Source organism: Tenacibaculum pelagium, assembly GCF_014062345.1.
In the GTDB taxonomy this organism is placed as follows: Bacteria; Bacteroidota; Bacteroidia; order Flavobacteriales; family Flavobacteriaceae; genus Polaribacter; species Polaribacter pelagius.
This window is the reverse complement of record NZ_JACGLS010000004.1, coordinates 113,189-135,790: the sequence shown is the minus strand read 5'-3', so window position 1 is coordinate 135,790 and position 22,602 is coordinate 113,189. Positions and strand designations below refer to the sequence as shown.

Below are 22,602 nucleotides of genomic sequence, written 5' to 3'. Positions count from 1 at the left end.
TAATGTTATGCACTATAATTAATTTAGTGTAAAAATTTTATCTTAATAAAACTAATTTTAAAGAATGTTAAAAAATTTCTTTCAGCTTAATGAACCAAACACAGAAATAACTTCTCAAGAAGATTTTGAAGGTCAACTTGCTATAAGTAAACACTTAACAAACATTCTTTATCGTCCTGATGTTTTTAAATCAAATTTTGAAAATACTAAATTAAAAATACTTAATACCAGTTTCACTAACGTTAGCTTTACAAAAACTGAGTTATCAAAAGTTTATTTTGATAAATGTAATTTTAAAGATTGTTTATTCATTGGTACAAATATTATTGATTGTGAATTCCATAATTGCACTTTCCAGAACGTTAATACACATAAAATAAAAATAAATAATACGTACATAAACCCTAGCTGTTTTGAAAAAAATCTTAATGACTTTAATAAAGCTAATATTTGCACACATCTTTTTCAACAGTTATTAAATAATTCAAAAGATTATGAGCAATCAAAATTTGCTAGAAATGCTCAATATAATTTTGAGAAATGGAAAACCCGTAATATTTACAAACAGTGTTTTTTGGATAATGAACCAAAAGTATCTTTTTGGAAATTTTTAAGAGATTATCCAATTAATTGGATTTTTAAATGGACTTTTGGCTTTGGGTTAAGGTTACGAAATTTTATAATAACATTTTCTATTCTATTTTCATTCTTTTTTTATCAAAACAGCAATAATTGGAGTTCTTATAAATTTGTAAATAAAAGTAGAAAAATTGAAGGTTTTAGTATAGATTCAACAAATTTCACTTCTAACCTATATTATACACTAGAAGCAACTACTAAGCTTGTTGATTCACAATTACAACCAACTTCATCTATTGGAATGAATTGGTTACTTGTTCAAAGTATTTTAGGTTTTGTTCTTTTAAGTGCATTAGTCACAATAATTATAAATCGATTTGTAAAATGAATAATTATAGCATAGCAATATTCGGGAGCTCATTAAGAGCAGATTTTGATAAATACAGCGATAGGGATTTATTAATCGTAGCTGATGATTTTGAGACTTTAGAAAAATTAAAAGATGATTATTCTAAAGATGATTGGTCAATATCATATTACACTTACTCAAAACTTAAATATTTATCAGACAATGGAAGTTTATTTATCAAACATTTACAAAATGAATCCAAAATAATTGTCGATAAAAAATACAGGTTAAATAAAATTCTAAACGAGTTTAATCCAAAAATCGATTATAAAAAAGATATTAAAGATTGTGAAAATTATTTTGATATTATTAAAGTTATACCTGAAACTAATTTAGGTTTTGCTTGGTTTTGTGATAGTCTTTATGTAGGATTAAGGAATTATTTAGTGTTTAAAAATGCAGAAGTTGGAATTTTTGAATTTTCTTATATAAAACTTCTAAACGGACTTAAAGAGCAAGGAAAAATAAATCAATTTGACATTGAAATATTAAGAGAATTAAGAGTTGTAAAAAGAAGCTATAGAGAAGAAATTCTTGATGAATTGCCATCATTAAGTTTTATTCAAACGCTTATTCCAATTGTCAAAACTATCGGAATAATAGAGACTGTAAAAATTGTAGATTCTCTGACATTTCAGAATATTGTAGATAAAGATATCATCAGTAAAAAATTCAACCCTTATCAAAGATTAAGGTTAGTAGAAGGATATTATTGCTCTCAAGAGTTAAATATTCCAAAACTGAAAAAAATCATTAGTAATCCGCAGTTTTATGCTTGTAAAATGAAAGACAATGATTTTACTATGAATTTAATTTCGGAAATAAAAAAACGCCACACAACAACGTGTATAAAAAATAGCGAATTAAGTGCTAAAACAAAAGTATAATCATAAAATAAAAGCCAGTAATAAATCGAAACAATAGTGTATAAAACCGCTAATTTTCATATACAAAACCGTTATAACAAAAATATTATTCCCCTTCTAACTTCATAGAAAGCTCAAACCAACGTTCTTCTTTGGTTTCTAGGCTTTCTATGGTTTCTTGTAGTTCTTTAGATTTATCGTTAATTTCTTCGGGAGAAAATTCGGCATTCATAAATTTTGTTTCGATATCGGTTTTCTTTTTTTGTAATCTTTCAATATCTTTTTCTAATAAACCCCACTCACGTTTCTCATTATAGCTTAAAACACCTTTTTTAACTGTTTTAACAACGACTTTAACTTCTTTCTTTAGTTCTTTTACTTCTTTAGGTTTAGAGTCTTCGTAAGCTCTAAAATCAGAGTAATTACCAGGAAAGTTATCTATTTTTCCTTCACCTCTAAACACAAATAAGTTGTCTACAATTTTATCCATAAAATAACGGTCGTGAGAAACCACCATTAAATTCCCAGGATAATCCAATAAAAAGTTTTCTAATACATTTAGCGTTACCACATCTAAATCGTTGGTAGGCTCATCTAAAATTAAAAAGTTAGGGTTTTGTATTAACACCGCACACAAATACAAACGCTTTTGCTCACCACCACTTAATTTTTCAACAAAATCGTGTTGCTTTTTTCTGTCAAACAAAAAACGTTCTAGTAACTGACCTGCAGATATTTTACGTCCTTTAGTTAAGGGTATATATTCACCAAACTCTTTAATAACTTCAATTACCTTCTGCCCTTCTTTTATTTGAATCCCTTTTTGAGTATAGTATCCAAACTTTACGGTTTCACCAACAATAACTTTACCGCCATCTAATTCAATAGCACCCGTTAACATATTTAAAAATGACGATTTACCGGTTCCGTTTTTACCGATGATACCAATACGTTCTCCACGTTTAAAAACGTAATCAAATCCATCTAAAATTACTTTATCGTCGAATGATTTACGCATTTTATGAAGCTCGATAATCTTACTTCCCAAACGCTCCATGTTAATTTCTAACTGAACCTCATGATCGTTACGACGTTTATGCGCTTTCTCTTTTATTTGATGAAAATCATCAATACGAGATTTCGATTTGGTGGTACGTGCCTTTGGCTGACGACGCATCCAATCCAACTCTTTTTTAAATAGGCTTTTCGCCTTCCCTAAATTAGTTGCTTCTAAAGCTAAACGCTCTTCTTTATTTTGTAAGTAATACGAGTAGTTTCCTTTGTATTTATATAGTTTACCGTTATCTAATTCGATAATTTCATTACACACACGTTCTAAGAAGTAACGGTCGTGTGTAACCATAAATAAGGTGATTTTTTCTTTCGCAAAAAAAGCTTCTAACCACTCAATCATTTCTAAATCTAAATGATTGGTTGGCTCATCTAAAATTAATAAATCTGGTTTTTTAATTAGTACAATCGCTAAAGCCAAACGCTTTTTTTGTCCACCAGAAAGCTTTCCTACTTTTAACTGTAGGTTGTCTAATTTTAATTTAGATAATATTTGTTTGTATTGGGTTTCAAAATCCCAAGCATTGTGTTGCTCCATCAATTCAAAAGCTTCTTGATACCCTTCTGCATCGTCAGGATTTTGTAATGCTTTTTCATATTGCTGTATAACAGACAAAACCTTATTGTCGGTAGAAAAAATAGTTTCTTCAATCGTTAAATCAGGGTTTAAGTTATCTGCCTGAGATAAATAAGCAATATCAATTCCTTTTCTACTCACTACCTGACCAGTATCTGACTCATCTACGCCAGCAACAATATTCAAAATAGATGTTTTACCGCTACCATTTTTAGCAACAAAAGCAATCTTTTGGTCTTTATTAATTCCGAAAGATATATCGTCGAATAATACTTTTTCTCCGTATGCTTTTGATATGTTTTCTACTGATAGGTAATTCATCTACTAAAATTTTATGCAAAGAAACAAAAAACCCGAGCAATTGCTCGGGTTTAATTTATTTAATCGCAAGGCTATAGCTAAAGGATTCATTCTTTAAAACTTGCCTTGAAATAAAAATACTCTTTACTTCTTCATTAATTTAGTTGTTAATGATTTTTGACCATCATTTACTTCTAAAATATAGATTCCTGAATTTAAGTTTGTAACATTTATGTTAGATGATTCTAAACGACCTGCTTGAACAACTCTACCAATTGTATTTACAATTTTATAAGTCATGTTATCAGCTTTAGAAGCTAATTTAACTTGTACAAAGTTTGTTGCTGGATTAGGATATGCCATTAAATCTAAAGACCTTTCGTTTCCTAAAGCTTCACCATTAGAATTTCCTATAGATGATATATTAAAACCAGCACTAGATGTTGCTACAATATTAACTGTATAATCTTCAACCTCTCCATCTGCGAAAGTTTCACAAGCAGTTTGAGCTGCATTATACTTCATAGATACACGCATTCTAGTGTTTCCTAAAACTGCTCCTGACGGAACAGCAACTGTTGCTGTTAAATTGTTTGCACTTGATGACGACCCAGAAACTACTTTCTCTGAACTATCAAATGTTCCGTTTTGGTTAAAATCAATCCAAACAGCCCAATGCTCTGTATAAGCTGTACTTCTAAATCCTGCACTCACTATCATTTGATTTGAACTACCTTGAGTTAAGGTTGCTACTTTAGATGTGAAATCTTCATATCCTCCATTATCTCCTGTTGCATTGGTCATTCCTCCTAATTCAACATTATCAATCCATTCATAAGACGATCTGTTTCCTTTTGAAGCACAATAAGATAATGCTGTTGATAATGTTGTAGCATTTACTGTATTACTTGAAGCTGATTCATTACCTGCTGCATCTTTTGCCTTTACTGAGAAAGTATAAGCTGTTGCTGCTGTTAAACCTGATACATTATAACCTGTTGTAGCTACTGTACCTAATTTAGTAGCTCCTTGGTAAACATCGTATCCTGTTACTCCTACATTATCAGTAGAAGCACTCCAATTTAATGTTAACGTTGTTTGTGTTATACTTGATGCTACTAAACTTGTTGGTGTTGTTGGTGCTTGCGTATCAGCCACAACTGCTCCAGATTCAACTGTAATTACATCTATTGCCGCATCAGATCTATATGAAGATGCCGTTGTTAAATGAAATCTTACTTTTACTTTTTTAGCTGCTAATGATACCTCAGCATCTTTCCAAGAATTTCCTTGATCTCCAGATTTATTCCATACACTTGTCCAAGTTGAAGACCCTTCTTCCTGAACCTCTAATTTTAAAGTTCCCATACTACTTCCGTACATATGGTACTTAAATTTCATCTTTGGTGTATCTACTCCTGATAAATCAAAACAAGGACTGTTAAAAATCGCTGTTTTTGTTGGGTAGTTAGGATTTGACGATTCTGTGTACATATAATATGTTCCTGCTGCTGCTGCTGAAGGTCCTGTTGAGCTTGAAGGTGTTCCACTTGCATCTCTAGACCAGTCGAAATTATCAGAACTATCTTGAGTCCATGCACCTATTCCGCTTTCAAATCCTTCATTGTATGGGAAAGAACTTACTGTTGAAGAACAATCCATACTTACAGCCTTAGTTGTAACATTTACTGCTGAACTAGCCGCTGATTCATTTCCTGCAGCATCTTTTGCTTTTACTGTAAATGTATATGCTGTACTTGCAGATAATCCTGTTACATTATATGATGTAGTAGTAGGTGTTCCTATTTTAGTTGTTCCTTGATACACATCATATCCACTAACTCCCACATTATCAGTTGAAGCGTTCCAATTTAATGTTAATGTAGTTGCTTCTATATTAGATACTGCTAAACTGCCTGGTACAGTTGGTGCTTGTGTGTCTGCAACAGTATTTGCTATAAAAGTTCCTGTAAACACACCTCTACCATAAGTAGATGCGATAATTTTATTTTGTGTATTTGTTCCATTTACATTCCAATAATCTAATGAAGTTACACTAACATCACTCATCCCATTATAAGATTGTGACCAAGTAGGAGTAGCTGCATTAAAGTTTGATGTAGACCAAACACCTAATTGAGTCGCAACGATAGCTTCGTTTCTATCTAATGGGTTTTGTAAGAAATCTCTTACCGGGATATTAGGTAAGTTTCCTTCTTTATTTACCCAATTAGTTCCGCCATCTGTAGTAGCCCATACACTGATAACTCCATAGTTGTGCATTGTTACAAAAATATCGTTTTCTGTAGCTCCAAATCTAACTGAAGAAATAGATCCTACAAAAGGTGTAGTAATACTAGCAAATGTAGCACTTGAATTACCTACACTTGAAAGCTTTAAAAACTTACCATTAGCTAAACCTACAAACCATCGGTTTGCTGTAAATGGTGAAGCTCTAAATGCTGTTGGTTTTGCATCTAATAATGAATTTGTTAATGTTCCATTGCTGTTTGAAGCTACATTAATACTCATAATAGCATTGCTAGATGAAGTAGATTTGTTTGTTAATAATCTATTAGCATTACTATCATAACCCATTTGATTTACGAAATCTCCTGTGTTTTGATCACTCGATAATGTAGTTGCACCACCTTGTCTTCTTCCTTGTCCGTTCCATGGTAAACTAAATCTGTAAATCACATTATTTACATAAGTAGCAATCATATATTGACCATCTTTATCAACAAACGTATAAAAACCGTCACCATCACTTAATTCCGTAGAACTATTAATTCCAGCTGAAGCATTTCTAAAAGCTTGTGTTCCGTTATCTTGCGCTCCTGCACTAAAAATACCATTAGTATCTCCTGAACCATCTGGTCCTATACCTGCTTTTACAAACTGAGTAACGTTATACCCTTTGTTTCTTACACTAATTGAACTTCCTGCATTTCCAGAATAGTAAATACCTCCATCGTTACCAAATAACATTTTAGTAGAAGAGTTATTACCAAACGCTATAGAATGTTGATCTGCATGTACATTGTTAGAAACACCAAATCCACCATACCAGTGAGATAATTGACTCCATGAGCTACCTCCATTGGTGGTTTTAAATAAATCGATACCTCCTACATATACTGTATTATCATTACTTGGATCTGCTTCGATTACTAAATCGTAAAAAGCTTGTCCACGACAAAAATCATTTGCAGCAATCCCAGTATCAGCATCATTTGGTAGGCTTACTGTTGATACCGAAGAGAATCCGTTCGTTGTTTTAAAAATACGTACTGGCGCAGCTGTTGTAGTACCTTGTGCTAAAACATATAACTTATTAGCATCAGAAGCAGATGGTTCTATCTCTACTCTATTCGATTCTGTTAGTGGAGAAGCTCCAGCTTCTGCCCAAGTAGAACCGTTTGTAGAACTAAATACTCTTCCTCCACCTTGTCCTAAAGCAGAATTAATAGTACCCATCCAGATTTTATTATCTGCTCCTACCTCTAAATCATTTGGAATATAGTAGTAGTTGTTACCGTTGAAATCATAACGCATTCCTACAGTTTCAATTCTACTCCAATTCGCACCACCATCAGTTGAACGATATAAACCAGCAGATTGTAATCCTAACCAGTTTCTTGGAGAAGAAGAAGCCCCATATACATGTGCTCCTACAGCAACAAATAACTCTGTAGAAGTACCATTATCCCAAGCTAAAACATCGTTTACATAATGAATTCCTGATAAGAATACATTCGTAGCATTATGATTAATGGTTCCTCCTCCAGCAGCTGGAATGTTTACTGCTGTCCATGTGGTACCTCCGTCAGTTGTTTTATATACTCCATTACCTACAACATCTCCAGCTGTATATTGTTCTCCCGTACCCACATACCAAGTATTAGAGTTTCTAGGATCTACAGTTATAGATGTTACCGATAAATTTCCTGGTACATTTTGTACTCTTTGCCATTGAGAATTTGAATTACTGATGTCATTATTTACCCATAATCCTCCACTAACTCCTCCAGCATACACTCGATTGTTAGTAGCATCATTTGGATCGAACATAATTACTCTAGTTCTACCTCCAACATTGTTAGGTCCTCTCTCTTCCCAAGCATTATTACTATCACCTGGCGTTCTTTGAGATTGCCTCATATTAACAAGGTCCTGACGAAGCTTCGTTACATTACCTTGTTCAAGCTCTCCAGTTGCAGGATTCATGGTTAATTCTGCCATTTGCTCGAAATACCTGTTTGGAGGTAAACCGTTAAGTTTTCTTGTTTTTTTATCCCATTTTAAAGTTTCCTTAAACGGGCTATTTTTTAAAAACTCTGCGTGATTTTGTCTTCTGTTTTCAATCTCTTTTTTTTCTTTAAAAGATTGATACTCTTTGTAACCTATTGTTGAAGCTACAACCAAAGACAAACCACCAATTAAAAATTTGAAATTACTTTTCATTTTGAAGGGTTTTTTGGTTAATTATATAAATAAAAAACTCGAGTAATATTTCTAAAACTCGAGTTCTCTTTATTATCTCTAATATTTATATTAAATATTATTTCTTCATTAATTTAGTAGTTAATGATTTTTGACCATCACTTACTTGTAAAATATACATTCCTGTATTTAAGTTTGTTACATCTAAATTAGAAGATTCTAAACGACCAGCTTGTACAACTCTACCAATTGTATTCACAATTTTATAAGTCATGTTATCAGCTTTAGAAGCTAACTTAACTTGTACAAAATCTGTTGCTGGGTTAGGATATGCTAATAAGTCTAAGTTTTTCTCGTTTCCTAATCTTTCAGCATTTACTGGACCATCTACTCTAGAGCTACTAGCTACAATGTTTACAGTATAATCTTCTACTTCACCATCATTAAAAGTTTCACAAGCAGTTTGAGCTGAGTTATACTTCATAGATACACGCATTCTTGTTTGCCCTAATGTAGCTCCTGATGGAACCGCAACAGTAGCTGTTAAGTTATTTGCGCTAGAAGAAGAACCTGAAACCACTTTTTCTGAACTATCAAAAGTTCCGTTTTGGTTAAAGTCAATCCATACAGCCCAGTGCTCAGTATATGCAGAGCTCTTAAATCCTGCACTTACAATCATTTGGTTTGAACTTCCTTGAGCAATTGTAGCTACTTTAGAAGTAAAATCTTCATAACCACCATTATCTCCAGTTGCATTTTTCATTCCTCCTAATTCTACATTGTCAATCCACTCATAAGAAGAACGATTTCCTTGAGAAGAACAGTAAGAAATTTGATTTGCCAATGTAGTTACATTAACTGTATTACTTGCAGAAGAAACATTACCTGCAGCATCTTTTGCTCTTACTGAGAAAGTATAAGCTGTAGCAGCTGTTAATCCTGTAATATTTGTTGAAGTATTAGCTGTTGAACCTAATTTAGTAGATCCTCTATAAACATCATATTCTGTTACTGCTACATTATCTGTAGAAGCTGACCAGTTTAAAGTTAATGTAGTTTGAGTTACACTAGAAGCAGCTAAACTAGTTGGTGCAGTTGGCGCTTGAGTATCGGCAACAGCTCCTTGTACATTTACTGTATAATCTTCAACTTCTCCATCGAAGTTAGTTCCACATGATGTTGGGTTTGCATTGTATTTTGCAGCAACTCTCATTCTTGTAGCACCTACTTTAGCATTTGCAGGAACAGCAACTGCTTTTGTTGGTAATGCTCCGTTAGATACGTTACTTACGTTTCCTAAGTCAATAGTTTCTCCACTATCAGCAAAGTCACCATCTTGGTTCCAGTCAATCCATGCAATTGCATCTACTCTGTAGTTTCCATCAGTATTAACATTTACTGTAAGGTTTACAGATGAAGACTGAGATACTGTAGTGCTTAAATTTGTAAAATCTTCGTAACCTTTATCTTTAGCTGTACCATCAGCTTTATCAATAGATCCGAAACGTACTCTTGTTACTCCAGTAGCATAAGATGTATTACCGCTAGAAGCACAATAAGTAATTGTTACCTCTGGTGTTGTAAAATTAGATGAAGCACTATAACTAGAGTTCCCTGAAGAACACTTAGAACGTACTTGCACTTCGTATTGAGTTGAAGCTGATAATCCACTTAAAGAAGATGATGTACCAGAAACTGCATTTGTTGTCCAAGATGAAGAACCTACTTGACGGTGTCTTACATCATAAGTAGCGTTTTCAACCGCTGTCCAAGAAACTGAAGCTCCTGAAGAAGTTACTCCTGAAACAGAAACTCCTGTTGGAACCGTTGCATTACATACTGCTGGCGTACCAGTTTTATCAGATAAAGCTAAAGCACGACGCGCACCACCAGCTACTAAATAAGTATGCATTCTATTTTTTTGTCCTAAAGTAAATAAGTTCATACAAGAATCATCTGAGTAATCCATGTAGTTTTGTACCATATCTTCTGATCCACAAGAAACATGTCCTGTTGCACAACCATAGTTAGCTGCATCAGATTCTGGAGTATCAGATACGAAATCATCAGTTCCACAAGCACCATCTCCCCAAATATGACGTAAACCTAAGTAGTGACCTATTTCGTGAGTAGTTGTTCTACCTCCGTCAAAAGGAGCTGCAGCTGTACCATTAGTACCAAAATATTGATCCGCCATTACAACACCATCTGTAGATGCGTCGGTATCCCAAGGAAATTGAGCGTATCCTAAGATTGTTCTTCCTCCACTACTTAAAGCATCAACAATCCACATATTTAAATACTCAGATGTATTCCATGGATTAACACCTCCTTGAGAAGATTTTTTCATAGAATCGTCTGTAGCCCAAGTAGACTTACTTACTTGTTTTCTAGTAATTCCTGTAGTAGCATTTCCATTAGGATCAACCTGCGCTAAATAAAATTCAATTTTTGTATCAGCAGCTTGAGACCACTTATTTGTTCTATCAGCATTTGTTCTACGGAAATCTGCATTTAAAACATCTAATTGAGATTGAATTTGTGCAGTACTAATATTATTTGAAGAGTTAGTATATAATACGTGTACAACAACTGGAATTTGATATACATCTCCTGAAATTTTAGCATGGTTTTTAGACATTTCCTCAACTTTTCTTTGAGTAAATGCTTCCATGTCATTCATACGTTTTGCAATGCTAGGATTTTTAGCCATTTTTTGCTCTATAAGCTCGGCTGCATTACAATCACGTTTAACTTGTTTTGATTTCTGTTGAGAAAAGGCAACAGTACCCATAAATAAGCACGCTAGTGCTAAAGTAATTTTGTTTTTCATTCCTGAAGGGTTAATTGATTAAAAAAACTTTAATAAACAGAATCAAAATTGACAATTCCTCAATAAAAACTCTATTTATTCCAATAAATAAGTGACAAATATATAAAAAAACACAATTATTGATAATTTTTTTACTAAAAAATTACTTTAAATCAAACACATAGCGTGTTTTCTGTAGAGTTAAACACGCTTTGAACCATTTAAAATTCTTTCATAAAAAAGAATAATTGTACTTTTAATAAAAATTTCTGAATGCTTAAGGTAAAAAATTTGTGTATTTCTTTTTTCAAAAAGAATATCTTAAATAACATTGTTCAAAACATATCATTTAAAGTAAATAAAAATGAAATTCTTGGAATTGTTGGTGAGAGTGGTAGTGGGAAATCTATTAGCTCATTGGCTATTTTAGGGTTATTACCAAAAACAGCTGTTCTTAAAGGCAAAATTATTTACAATGATGTAGATCTATTACAGTTTTCAGAAAATAGCTTTCAAAAAATAAGAGGTAAAGAAATCGCTATGATTTTTCAAGAACCAATGAGTTCTTTAAATCCAACTATTACTTGTGGAAATCAAGTTGCTGAAATTTTACAACAGCATACACATTTATCTAATAATGAAATTAAAGAAGAGGTTATCTCTCTTTTCGAAAAAGTAAAACTCCCAAGAACTGAAACCCTTTTTAACTCATACCCTCACCAAATAAGTGGTGGGCAAAAACAACGAGTTATGATAGCAATGGCTATTGCTTGTAAACCTAAATTATTAATTGCCGATGAACCTACCACTGCATTAGATGTTACTGTACAAAAAGAAATCATAACGCTTTTAAAAGAACTACAACAAGAGTACAAAATGGGAATTATTTTTATTTCTCATGATTTAGCTTTGGTTTCTGAAATTGCTGACAATGTAGTGGTTATGCAAAAAGGAAGAATCGTTGAACAAGGAGCATCTAAAAATGTTTTCTTGTCTCCTGAAAAAAATTATACTCAAGCTTTAATTAATTCTAAACCCAATGCAAATCATCGATACAAAACATTACCTACAGTAGATGATTTTGTTCATGATTCAGTTGATCGAACTATATATACTAATGAAGAACGAAAAAAATTTCATCAAAAAATATACAATACCCCTCCTCTACTAGAAATCATTAATCTAAACAAGAATTTCATTAGCAATTCTTCATGGTTTTCAAAAACTAATATTGTTCAAGCAGTAAACAATGTTTCTTTTAAGATTTACAAAGGAGAAACTTTAGGATTAGTTGGCGAAAGCGGTTGCGGAAAAACAACGTTAAGTAGAACTATTTTACAGTTAGAAAAAGCATCTTCGGGACAAATCATTTATGAGGGAACAGATATTACAAAACTATCAAAATCTGAATTTAAAAGATTACGAAAAGATATTCAAATCATATTTCAAGATCCGTTTTCTTCTTTAAATCCTCGCATCACAGCTGGAGATTCAATTTTAGAACCAATGAAAGTTCATAAGGTTTTAAATTCAACTAAAGAACGAAAAGAATATGTATACGATTTATTAGAAAAAGTAGGGTTAAATCGCAATCATTATGATAGATATCCTCATGAGTTCTCGGGGGGACAACGTCAACGAATAGGAATTGCACGTACCATTGCTTTACAACCTAAATTAATTATTTGCGATGAATCTGTTTCTGCTTTAGATGTTTCGGTTCAAGCTCAAGTGTTAAATTTATTGAATCAATTAAAATCAGAATTTAATTTTACTTATATATTTATTTCCCATGATTTATCAGTAGTAAAATATATGGCAGACCAATTAGTTGTAATGAATAAAGGTAAGATTGAAGAAATAGCAGACGCTGATGAAATTTACGAAAATCCAAAAACACAGTATACCAAAACATTAATTGAAGCCATTCCTAAAGGATTGTAACTTTTTTCAATACTTTATTAGTGGTATATTGCACCGTTAAAAACGAAAAGAAAGAATATGAAGATTATAGTACCAATGGCAGGAATTGGGTCGCGTTTAAGACCTCATACATTAACAACTCCGAAGCCATTAACTGTTATAGCAGGTAAACCAATTGTACAACGTTTAGTTGAAGATATTACATCGGTTGTTAACCAACCTATCGAAGAAATTGCTTTTATTATTGGTCCTTCAGCTAAAGGTTTTCCAGCTGACACAAAAGATAAATTAATAGCAATTGCAGAAAGTTTAGGTGCTAAAGGTTCTGTTTTTGTTCAAGAAGAAGCCTTAGGAACTGCGCATGCAATTTATTGTGCTAAAGATGCATTAAGCGGACCTTGTGTTGTTGCTTTTGCAGATACTTTATTTAAAGCAGATTTCACTTTAGATGCGAATGCAGATGGGGCTATTTGGGTAAAACAAGTAGAAGATCCAAGCGCTTTTGGTGTTGTAAAATTAAAAGATGGTGTTATTACTGATTTTGTTGAAAAACCAAAAGAATTTGTTTCTGACTTAGCGATTATCGGTATTTACTATTTTAAAGATGGTGATAAAGTAAAACAAGAAATAAAGCACTTAATTGATAATGATATTCGTCCTTCAGGAGAATTTCAATTAACAGAAGTGTTAGAATCTTTAAAGCAACAAGGTGCTCAATTTGTTCCCGGTAAAGTAGATGCTTGGATGGACTGTGGTAAAAAAGACCCAACTGTAGATACCAACAAACAAGTTTTAGGTTTTGAACAGGCTGATGGCAACAATTTAGTATCTAACGACGTTGTATTAGAAAACTCAGAAATTATTCAACCTTGTTATATTGGTAAAAATGTAGTTTTAAAAGATACTAAAATTGGGCCTTATGTTTCTATTGGTGAAAACAGTGTTGTTGAAAATTCAACAATTGTAAATTCTTTAATTCAAACAAATGTGCATATATCTAATGCAAATTTAGATAATGCAATGATTGGTAACCATGCTAAATATAACGCAATTTATACCTCGGTAAGTATAGGTGATTATACAGAACTTACATAAAACAACTAGAAGAAAGAAACTAGAGAAAAGAAACAAGACAACTATTCATTTTTTGAATAAAATTGTTTTCTCTTTTCTCTTTTTTCTTCTCTCTTTTACTTCTTTTTCACAAGATAGTATTCCTGCTTTGGTTAATCCTCTTGAAAAGAATAACATAAAATTTCAAGAGAACTTTTTTAAAGCCTTATCTCAAAAAGCAATCTTTAATTATCAAAAAGCAATTCAATATTTAGAAGAGTGTAATGAACTAGTAGCCAATAACAAAGCTGTTTTATTCGAACTTTCTAAAAACTATTCAAAGCTTAATAGAAATACTGAAGCTATAGAATATATTAATCTTGCTTTAAATAAAGATGCTGAAAACCTGTGGTTATTGGAGCATAAAGTTGATATTTTAAAAAAAACCGCTTTTTTTGAGGAAGCAATTAAAACACAAGAAAAAATTGCTGCTAAACACCCAAAGAAAAAGCAACTTTTAGTGTTTTTACATTTACAAAATAGCGATATTATTGCTGCTAAAAAAGTACTCTCTGAGTTAGAAGAAGCTCAATTATTAAACTCAAGATTACGAAGAATACAAGATAAACTTTATAACAAGCAACCTAAAACTGATACTAAAAAAAATAACATTGTTAATACTGATGTGTTTTCTAGTTTTAAAAAAGAAAAGTCGTTCAATAATTTAAAGGCTTTATTAGATAAGTTATCTATCGATAATCATACTGATTTTTTAAAGTATAGCGAACAAGGATTAGCGTTGTTTCCTGCACAACCATTTGTTTATTTGATGAATGGAAAAGCATTAAATAATAAGAATCAGTTTAAAAAAGCGATTGAAAGTTTACAAAACGGCATTGATTTTGTGATTGACAACAACGAAATCGAAGCAAAATTTTATTTAGAGATTGCAAAAGCTTATCAAGGTTTAAATGACATTAAAAAATCTAATTCATTTAAAAATAAAGCTGCGAAAATTTTAAAATAAAAAGTCTTTATTATTAATTCATTTATGAAATATTTTACACTACTTATTGTGTTATTTATTGGATTTACCTCTTGTAATTCAACTAAAAAAATTGCAAAAAACTCATCTGTAATTAGAGAGATGTCGGCGCGTAAAGTTGCCAAAAAACATGTAGCTGCTAATTTCGACGAAAAAACGATTGATGCTCGTTTAAAAGTAAACTATAAAGATAGTAAAGAAAATGTTGGTTTTTCTGTACGAATGAAAATTAAAAAAGACGAGGTAATTTGGTTAAAAGGAACCAAATTTATTACAGTTTTCAAGGCAAAAATTACACCCACTAAAGTTCAATTTTATTCTCCATATAAAAAGAATTATTTCGACGGTGATTTTTCTATGCTTAAAAAGTTATTAGGCGCTGATATTAACTTCCAGCAATTACAAAGTATGTTGTTGGGTCAATCATTATTAAACGTTAGATCTGAGAAACAAGAAGTGGAGATTAATGATAAGTCTTATCAACTTTCGCCAAAAAGTCAACCTAATTTGTTTGATATCTTCTTTTATATAAATCCGTCTCATTACAAATTAGACAAACAATTATTGGTTAATACAATTAAAAATCAGCGTTTAGATATTAATTACCCAAAGTATTTGATTAAAAACAAAGAACTTTTTCCAGAAAAAATTAATATTAACGCAAAACAAAACAATAAGTTTACTAATATTGACATTACAACGCGTTCGGTTGAGTTTAACACCAAATTAAATACTGATTTTAGACTCCCAAGCGGCTATAAAGAAATTAAACTATAATGAAGTCTTCTTTTTTTTACATCTCTTTCTTATGCCTATTTTTTATAGGGTTTTCTTCTTTTGGTCAAAACCGAAAAGAATTAGAGAACAAACGTAAAAAGCTTAAAAAAGAAATTGTTCAGGTTAATAATCTATTAATTAAAGCAAAGAAGAAAAAAAGTAATGCTTTAGATGATTTAAAAGATTTAAATCAGAAAATAAATGTTAGAGAGCGCTTAATTGAAACGATTGAATTAGAAGCAAAATCTTTAGCTAAAGAAATAAAAACGAACGAAAATCAACTTAAAGAATATAACAATCAGCTTAAAAAATTAAAAAAAGAATATGCTGATATGGTTGTAAAAACACATAAAAGCAAATCGCAACAAAGTAAAACCATGTTTTTACTTTCTTCTAAAAGTTTTTATCAGGCATATAAACGCTTAAAGTACATGCAACAGTACAGCGATTATAGAAAAAAACAAGGCGAAGAAATTATTGTAAAAGCCAAAGAAGTTGAACAATTAAACGATTCGTTAACACAAAGAAAAAAAGCAAAAGAAATTCTAATTTCTGATGAAAAAGATCAGAAAGATAAAATAGAGTCTGATAAGAAGAGTAAAGAAAGTTTAGTTTCTAAAATTAAGAGACAAGAACGAAAATATAAAGGTGATTTAAAAAAGAAAATACGTGAAGAAAAACGTATTGCTGCCAGAATAGATAAATTAATTAGAGATGCCATTGCGCGTGCTAATAAAGGTAAAAAAAGAACTTCTACAAAGAAGTCTTCAGGACTGATATTAAACAAAGCTGAAGAAGCACTTCGTGCTAATTTTGAGCAAAACAAAGGGAAATTACCCTGGCCTGTTAATGGACTTATTACTAGAAAATTCGGAATACAACCGCATCCTACTTTTTCAGGGATTAAAATTAATAGTGCTGGTTTGCATATCGTAACCAAACCAAATACCGATGCGCAAAGTATATTTAACGGTAAAGTATTGGCGTTACAAACACAATCTGGTGGAAAAAAATCAGTATTAGTACAACACGGAAGCTATATTTCTTCTTACAATAATCTAGAAAATGTGTATGTTAAAAAAGGTGATATTGTAAAAACGGGTGATAAAGTAGGAAAGGTATTTACCGATAAAGTTTCTGGAAAAACAAAACTGTTTTTTGTCCTGTTTAAAAACACTACCAAATTAAATCCATCCCAATGGATACGTAATAACTAAAAAACATGAAAAACGCTGCTAATTTTGTTATCGTTACTATAGCTATAGTAGCCATATTAGTTATTGGAAAAGGAATATTAATTCCGTTTATTTTCGCATTAATTTTTTGGTTTTTAACACGAGAAATTAGGAAAAGTATTTATAAGCTTCCTTTCGCAAAAAAGTACATTCCTTTTTGGTTAAGTAATGTGTTTGTTTTTTCGTTAATTATTTTAGGTTTCGGTTTTATTTCAGAAATTATTACCAACAGTATTTCCGATTTAACGACTTCTTACACCAAATACGAACCTAATGTTGAGGCAATTATCAAAAAATTAAATGGTTATTTTCATATTGATATTATTACTTCTTTAAAATCAGTAGTTGGTAATTTTAATTATGGATCTGTATTAGGAAGCATTGCTAACGGTATTAGTGGCTTGCTTGGTGATACATTTATGATTGTTATCTATGCTTTATTTATTTTCTTAGAAGAAGCTAGTTTAAAAAAGAAATTAAAAAAGATATTTTTTAAAGAAGGAGGGAACACTCAAGTAATTTTAAATAAAATTGAAAACTCAATTTCTAGTTATTTAAGACTAAAAACCTATGTAAGTTTACTAACAGGGATTTTAAGCTATATCGTTTTAGTGCTAGTTGGGGTAGATAGTGCTCCTTTTTGGGCCTTTTTAATCTTTTTACTGAACTATATTCCTACTGTAGGCTCTTTAGTAGCAACCGTATTTCCAGCAATTTTTAGTTTGATACAATTTGGTGAGTTTACACCTTTTTTAATTGTGCTAATTGCAGTAGGTAGCGTGCAAGTAATTGTAGGTAATTTAATAGAGCCTAAAGTGTTTGGAAAATCATTAAATCTAAGTCCGTTGGTTACCATACTTTCATTAGCTATCTGGGGTAAAATATGGGGAATTACAGGAATGATACTTTCTGTACCTATTACCGTAATTATGATTATTATCTTTTCTCAGTTCGAAAAAACAAAATCAGTTGCCATATTACTATCCGAAAATGGTGATTTAGATAAGATTTAAGCCATTATTCTCCTACAAACAACGCTTTTAACTCAGTAGCGTCTTTCGGGTCTAATTTACTTGCTAAAACTAAGCTTAACTGTTTTCTACGTAAAGCTCCGTCGTAACGTTTTTTCTCTAATTCAGTTTCTGGTTTAATTTGAGCAATTGGTACTGGTTTACCAGTTTCGTCAACGGCAACAAACGTATAAATACCTTCGTTTACCTTGGTTTTTTCACCAGATTGACGGTCTTCAATCCAAACATCAACATAAACTTCCATAGATGATTTAAAAGCACGTGAAACTTTTGCTTCAACTGTAACAACACTTCCTACAGGAACCGATTTTGTAAATGCAACGTGATTTACCGATGCAGTAACCACAATTCGTCTAGAATGACGACGTGCAGCAATACTACAAGCTCTATCCATACGAGCTAATAACTCTCCTCCAAAAAGATTGTCTAAATAGTTTGTTTCTCCTGGTAAAACAAGGTCGGTAAGTACAGTTAATGATTCTTTAGGTGCTTTAGCTCTCATCAATTAAATTTTGATGCAAAGATATAGCATAAAGCTAAAAAATAAAGAAATTAAAGGATGATTATTTAACTAACAACCAAGCATCTTCGCTAACTGTTTGTTGAATTTGTTCTAACTCTTTACGAGCCTCTTCTTTAGTACTAAAAGAAGTAAAACTAACTTGCGTTAACCCAAAGTTGTTTTTACCAATTATTTTGGCATCGTAACCTTGCTCTTGCAACTCCGCTAATTTTTTCTCAGCGTTTTCAACTTCTTGAAAAGCTCCTGCGATAATATGAAAGTTTTTAACTGCTTCTTTTGTTACATTTAAATTAATTGTTGGTAACGGATTGTCAATAACAAAAGTAGCCGATTGTATTTTCTTTTGTACCGCTTCTTCTTGGTTGGCTAACAACTCTTTTTGTTGTTGATTCTGAAAACCATTCCAACCAACATAAGCAACTCCAACTAAAACAGCAGCAACAGCAGCTCTTTTAAAGAATACAGGAATTGTACTTTCTTTTTCTTCCGAAACAATAGGCAATGGTTTCACTTCGCCTTTAAATCTTTTTACAGCAGGACTTTCTACCTCAGTTAAACCATAAGATTCTGCTAAGAAATTACTAGAAGCATTTGGTTCAAAAACAATTTGTTGCTCTTCGTTTAGTGATAAACTTCCAACAGAATCAACTTCAATCGATTTTGTTTCAAGTTCTTTAGTCCAAGTAGCAACTTCTTCTGCTATGAAATTAGTTGCCTCCTCAAAAGAAATATTTTTATTTGAAGCTATGTAATTTGCCAACAAACCATCATTATGCTTTAAATACGCATTAAAAGTAATTTGCTTTTTTGGTGGGTAAAATGTGTGTGTAAAGTTATTCACTTTAGCACCAATTTTATTGGTTACAAATCCCCCAAAATTAGGAACAATTACGCAATCGTATCGGTATAATAAATCGTTAATGTAGTTGGCTAATGTCATAGTAACAAAAATAGAAAAATAAACGAGTTATTACTAAAGATACTCACAATTTTATTAACAGTTTTTTGTATATTGAAAATCAAATTATTACCAGATGAATTCAGAAAAGCTCTTGGCAATACTAAAACTTCAAGCTACTAAAAACGTTGGAGATATTATTGCTAAAAAGTTAATCGCTGCCACTGGTGATGTTGAACAAGTGTTTAAAGAATCTAAAAACACACTACATAAAATTAACGGAATTGGTACACATGTTACCGATAGTTTATTTGCTAATGAAAATTTAAAAAGGGCAGAGGAGGAGCTACACTATATTCAACAAAAAAATATTGGTTTTTCTTATTTTTTAGAAGATGATTATCCTCAAAATTTAAAACATTGTATTGATGCTCCAATCCTATTTTTTAAAGAGGGAAACATAGACCTCAGCAATCAAAAAATTATCTCGGTTGTTGGTACTCGGAATATTACTTCATACGGTCGTGATTTCTGTAATCAACTTATTGAGGATTTAAAAGATTACAATCCTATTATTGTTAGTGGTTTTGCTTACGGTGTAGATATTTGTGCTCATAAAGCAGCCATAAAAAACAACCTGCAAACCACTGGAGTTCTAGCGCATGGGTTTGAAACTATCTACCCAAAAACACATAAAAAATATATTAGCGAAGTACACAAAAATGGTGGGTTCATTACCGAGTTTTGGCATGACGAACAACCTATGCGCGAAAATTTTTTAAAACGAAATCGCATAGTAGCAGGTTTATCTAAAGCAACTATTATTATTGAGTCTGCTAAAAAAGGAGGTTCTTTAGTTACTGCTGATATTGCTAATTCTTACAATCGAGATGTGTTCGCTTTGTCTGGAAGAGCTAACGATATTTATAGTACTGGTTGCAATAATTTAATTAAAAACAACCAAGCGCATTTATTATCATCTGCTGATGATATTGTAAAAATGCTCAACTGGGATCTGTCAAAAACTTCACCACCCAAGCAAAAAGAATTGTTTGTAAGCCTTACAGACATTGAACAAAAAGTTTACGATTATTTGCAACAAAACGGCAAACAATTATTAGATGTTATTGCTTTAAATTGTGATATTCCAGTATATAAATTATCTTCAATATTAATTCAAATGGAGCTTAAGGGAGTTGTAAAACCTTTACCTGGAAAATTGTTTGAGATATAAATTAATTTATCTTTGATAAAACAACTCACATGTCATCAGAAGAAAAATTAATGTCTCAAAAAAAGCCTGCTTTTCCTGTATCGGAAGAATTGCACACGTATTTAGCAGAGCATAGTAGAAACATTAAAATTCCTATTTTTTATGATGATTTATTGCGCTTTCAAGGGTCTGTAGTGGTATATGATAAAAATGATGAAGATACACTTTGGGTACGCACCTATTATTCAGAATTTGAAAGACAAGAAATAGATTTAAGTCTTAAAAAAGTATACACCATATTGCATTCAAACGGAAATGAAGACACCATTCCGTATTTAAATGTAGACGCGATAGACTATTGTACTTTCGGAAACTCAAAACCTTTTAGAGTTAAAATCCGTAATATTTTAAACGACAATTTTACGTATTTCTATGTTAAAAAAACCGATGCTTCTCGTGTTTACGGATTAGAACTAGAACACATATTATCGCCTTACAACCTCAACTTTTTAGTGTATAAAGACACGTTGATTGAAGAACATATTGCTGGTATTCCTGGAGATGTTTTTATTAAAGAGTTTTTACCTAAATGTACCGAATCTGAAAAAGCACAAATAGCAAAAGAATTTGTAAAGTTTAACGAACGTTGTATGATTCGTTTATTGGGTGATATGCGTTCGTATAATTACGTTATTGTACCTGTACATGATTTTGATCATGTAGTGTATAGAATTCGTGCCATCGATTTTGATCAGCAATGTTTTGAAGGGAAATTTAAGGTGTATTATCCACAGTTTTTTAAAGAAAATTTTTTAATGGTTGCATTAGTGGGAGATAAGCTTCAAGAAAAATCTATTGAACAATACAAACTAGAAGAAAGATCGATTGTAGCAAAACGTATTTTAAGCTCGGAAAATAGAGTAGATCAGTTGGTTTTTTGCATGAAAAACGATAGTATTTCAACTGAAAAAAATATTGATTTACTAAAAAATCAGATTTTCGATTTTACAAAAGATATCCTATTTAAGAAAAGTAATAATATGGGTGAAATACTAGAAACTGCACTCGGTTTTGTAAAGCGTAATTATGAAAACATGCGTATTTCTTAATTCACTTCTCCAATAATAATATCAGACCCTGAATATTCATTCGACAATTCTCTCCAATGGCGAATTCTAGGAAGTATCAAATTTCCTAATTTAAATTCTCCCTCAAAAACTAAACGTTCTCCTTTTGTAGCATCATCTGGAAAAACCATTTCTAGTCCTAAAATCTTATGCTCTTTCTTTGATAAATAAAGCACCCAATGTTTAGAAAATAATGGCTCTTTTAATTCGATAGGAATTTTATAACTCTCAACAGAATTAAAAACAGCTTCTTCTACTGCATTCATTTCTTTTATTTCATTAGGCAAGGACATTGGTAAGCCTAATAAAGTCTTATAAAAACGGTGGTATCTTTTGTTTCTTTTAGGTTCTAAGCGATACTTTTTTATAAGTAAGGAATCTGTAATCACTTCACCATCTAATAACGTAACACTTCCGTTTTCATCTATTTTGTGTGTAGAAATATGTTGTTCTCTATTTCTTTGTAATTCAAACGAATTGTCTTTATTGTTTAATGAAACTATTGAGTATCTGGAAGGGTTACCAACTCTAGGTTCTTGAATATGAATTGTAAAATCAGCAGTATTCCATTCATTGTTTTTGTCATGAAACTGACTACTTTTTTCTAGAAGTAATTTTCCATCTAACTGTTCTTGTTTGGTTTCACAACCAACAAAACTTATAACTAAAAAAAGTAGTAGATATCTCATATTAAAGTTTTTATAAAGTAAATCAAAA

At 31.5% G+C, this 22,602-nt stretch carries 16 protein-coding genes; 10 read left to right on the top strand and 6 right to left on the bottom strand.

The window, feature by feature from the left end; translation table 11 throughout:
* The first annotated feature begins 64 nt into the window (after positions 1 to 64).
* Positions 65 to 967, top strand: coding sequence for a pentapeptide repeat-containing protein (locus H3Z83_RS09595; RefSeq protein WP_182125271.1), 903 nt, complete (start codon positions 65 to 67; stop codon positions 965 to 967).
* The gene (locus H3Z83_RS09590; protein ID WP_182125270.1) at positions 964 to 1,875 is read left to right on the top strand and encodes a nucleotidyltransferase domain-containing protein; all 912 of its coding nucleotides are present in this window, start codon (positions 964 to 966) and stop codon (positions 1,873 to 1,875) included. Before H3Z83_RS09595 ends, H3Z83_RS09590 begins: the two co-directional genes overlap by 4 nt.
* An 85-nt stretch (positions 1,876 to 1,960) precedes the next feature.
* On the opposite strand, the gene H3Z83_RS09585 is transcribed toward H3Z83_RS09590, so the two are convergent.
* The 3 genes from H3Z83_RS09585 to H3Z83_RS09575 all read right to left on the bottom strand — a co-directional run bounded on the left by H3Z83_RS09585 (position 1,961) and on the right by H3Z83_RS09575 (position 11,081).
* Positions 1,961 to 3,823, bottom strand: coding sequence for an ABC-F family ATP-binding cassette domain-containing protein (locus H3Z83_RS09585; RefSeq protein WP_182125269.1), 1,863 nt, complete (start codon positions 3,821 to 3,823; stop codon positions 1,961 to 1,963).
* Positions 3,824 to 3,946: 123 nt separating this feature from the next.
* Entirely contained in the window at positions 3,947 to 8,269 is a 4,323-nt protein-coding gene (locus H3Z83_RS09580; protein WP_182125268.1) for a GEVED domain-containing protein, read from the bottom strand.
* A 97-nt stretch (positions 8,270 to 8,366) separates the two neighbouring features.
* Entirely contained in the window at positions 8,367 to 11,081 is a 2,715-nt protein-coding gene (locus H3Z83_RS09575) for a GEVED domain-containing protein (protein WP_182125267.1), read from the bottom strand.
* 252 nt (positions 11,082 to 11,333) lie between these two features.
* On the opposite strand from H3Z83_RS09575, the gene H3Z83_RS09570 reads away from it, so the two are divergent.
* From H3Z83_RS09570 to H3Z83_RS09545, 6 genes are read left to right on the top strand one after another with little or no spacing between them, the layout of a single operon-like run.
* Entirely contained in the window at positions 11,334 to 13,004 is a 1,671-nt protein-coding gene (locus H3Z83_RS09570) for an ABC transporter ATP-binding protein (RefSeq protein WP_182125266.1), read from the top strand.
* 57 nt (positions 13,005 to 13,061) lie between these two features.
* Positions 13,062 to 14,078 carry a sugar phosphate nucleotidyltransferase gene (locus H3Z83_RS09565; RefSeq protein WP_182125265.1) on the top strand — a complete coding sequence of 339 codons (1,017 nt, stop codon included), beginning with the start codon at positions 13,062 to 13,064 and terminating at the stop codon, positions 14,076 to 14,078.
* Between the two features lie 52 nt (positions 14,079 to 14,130).
* On the top strand, positions 14,131 to 15,063 hold the full coding sequence (locus H3Z83_RS09560) for a tetratricopeptide repeat protein (protein ID WP_182125264.1): 933 nt from the start codon (positions 14,131 to 14,133) through the stop codon (positions 15,061 to 15,063).
* A 24-nt stretch (positions 15,064 to 15,087) separates the two neighbouring features.
* Positions 15,088 to 15,858, top strand: coding sequence for a DUF4292 domain-containing protein (locus H3Z83_RS09555; protein ID WP_182125263.1), 771 nt, complete (start codon positions 15,088 to 15,090; stop codon positions 15,856 to 15,858).
* A complete protein-coding gene (locus H3Z83_RS09550; RefSeq protein WP_182125262.1) occupies positions 15,858 to 17,075 on the top strand; it encodes a murein hydrolase activator EnvC family protein in 1,218 nt (405 codons plus the stop codon). Before H3Z83_RS09555 ends, H3Z83_RS09550 begins: the two co-directional genes overlap by 1 nt.
* 5 nt (positions 17,076 to 17,080) lie before the next feature.
* Complete coding sequence (locus tag H3Z83_RS09545) at positions 17,081 to 18,106, top strand: AI-2E family transporter (protein WP_182125261.1); 1,026 nt, start codon at positions 17,081 to 17,083, stop codon at positions 18,104 to 18,106.
* Between the two features lie 4 nt (positions 18,107 to 18,110).
* Here H3Z83_RS09545 and H3Z83_RS09540 read toward each other — a convergent pair whose 3' ends face one another.
* Complete coding sequence (locus H3Z83_RS09540) at positions 18,111 to 18,626, bottom strand: acyl-CoA thioesterase (RefSeq protein ID WP_182125260.1); 516 nt, start codon at positions 18,624 to 18,626, stop codon at positions 18,111 to 18,113.
* Between the two features lie 61 nt (positions 18,627 to 18,687).
* The gene (locus tag H3Z83_RS09535) at positions 18,688 to 19,587 is read right to left on the bottom strand and encodes an HU domain-containing protein (RefSeq protein WP_182125259.1); all 900 of its coding nucleotides are present in this window, start codon (positions 19,585 to 19,587) and stop codon (positions 18,688 to 18,690) included.
* A gap of 94 nt (positions 19,588 to 19,681) precedes the next feature.
* Here H3Z83_RS09535 and dprA point away from each other — a divergent pair, with 94 nt between their 5' ends.
* The gene (gene dprA, locus H3Z83_RS09530) at positions 19,682 to 20,779 is read left to right on the top strand and encodes a DNA-processing protein DprA (protein WP_182125258.1); all 1,098 of its coding nucleotides are present in this window, start codon (positions 19,682 to 19,684) and stop codon (positions 20,777 to 20,779) included.
* Positions 20,780 to 20,808: 29 nt separating this feature from the next.
* On the top strand, positions 20,809 to 21,867 hold the full coding sequence (locus H3Z83_RS09525; protein WP_182125257.1) for a hypothetical protein: 1,059 nt from the start codon (positions 20,809 to 20,811) through the stop codon (positions 21,865 to 21,867).
* Here the strand turns inward: H3Z83_RS09525 and H3Z83_RS09520 are convergent.
* Positions 21,864 to 22,574, bottom strand: a complete 711-nt coding sequence (locus H3Z83_RS09520) for a DUF6503 family protein (protein WP_182125256.1) — start codon at positions 22,572 to 22,574, stop codon at positions 21,864 to 21,866. The genes H3Z83_RS09525 and H3Z83_RS09520 overlap by 4 nt on opposite strands.
* Positions 22,575 to 22,602 lie beyond the last annotated feature (28 nt).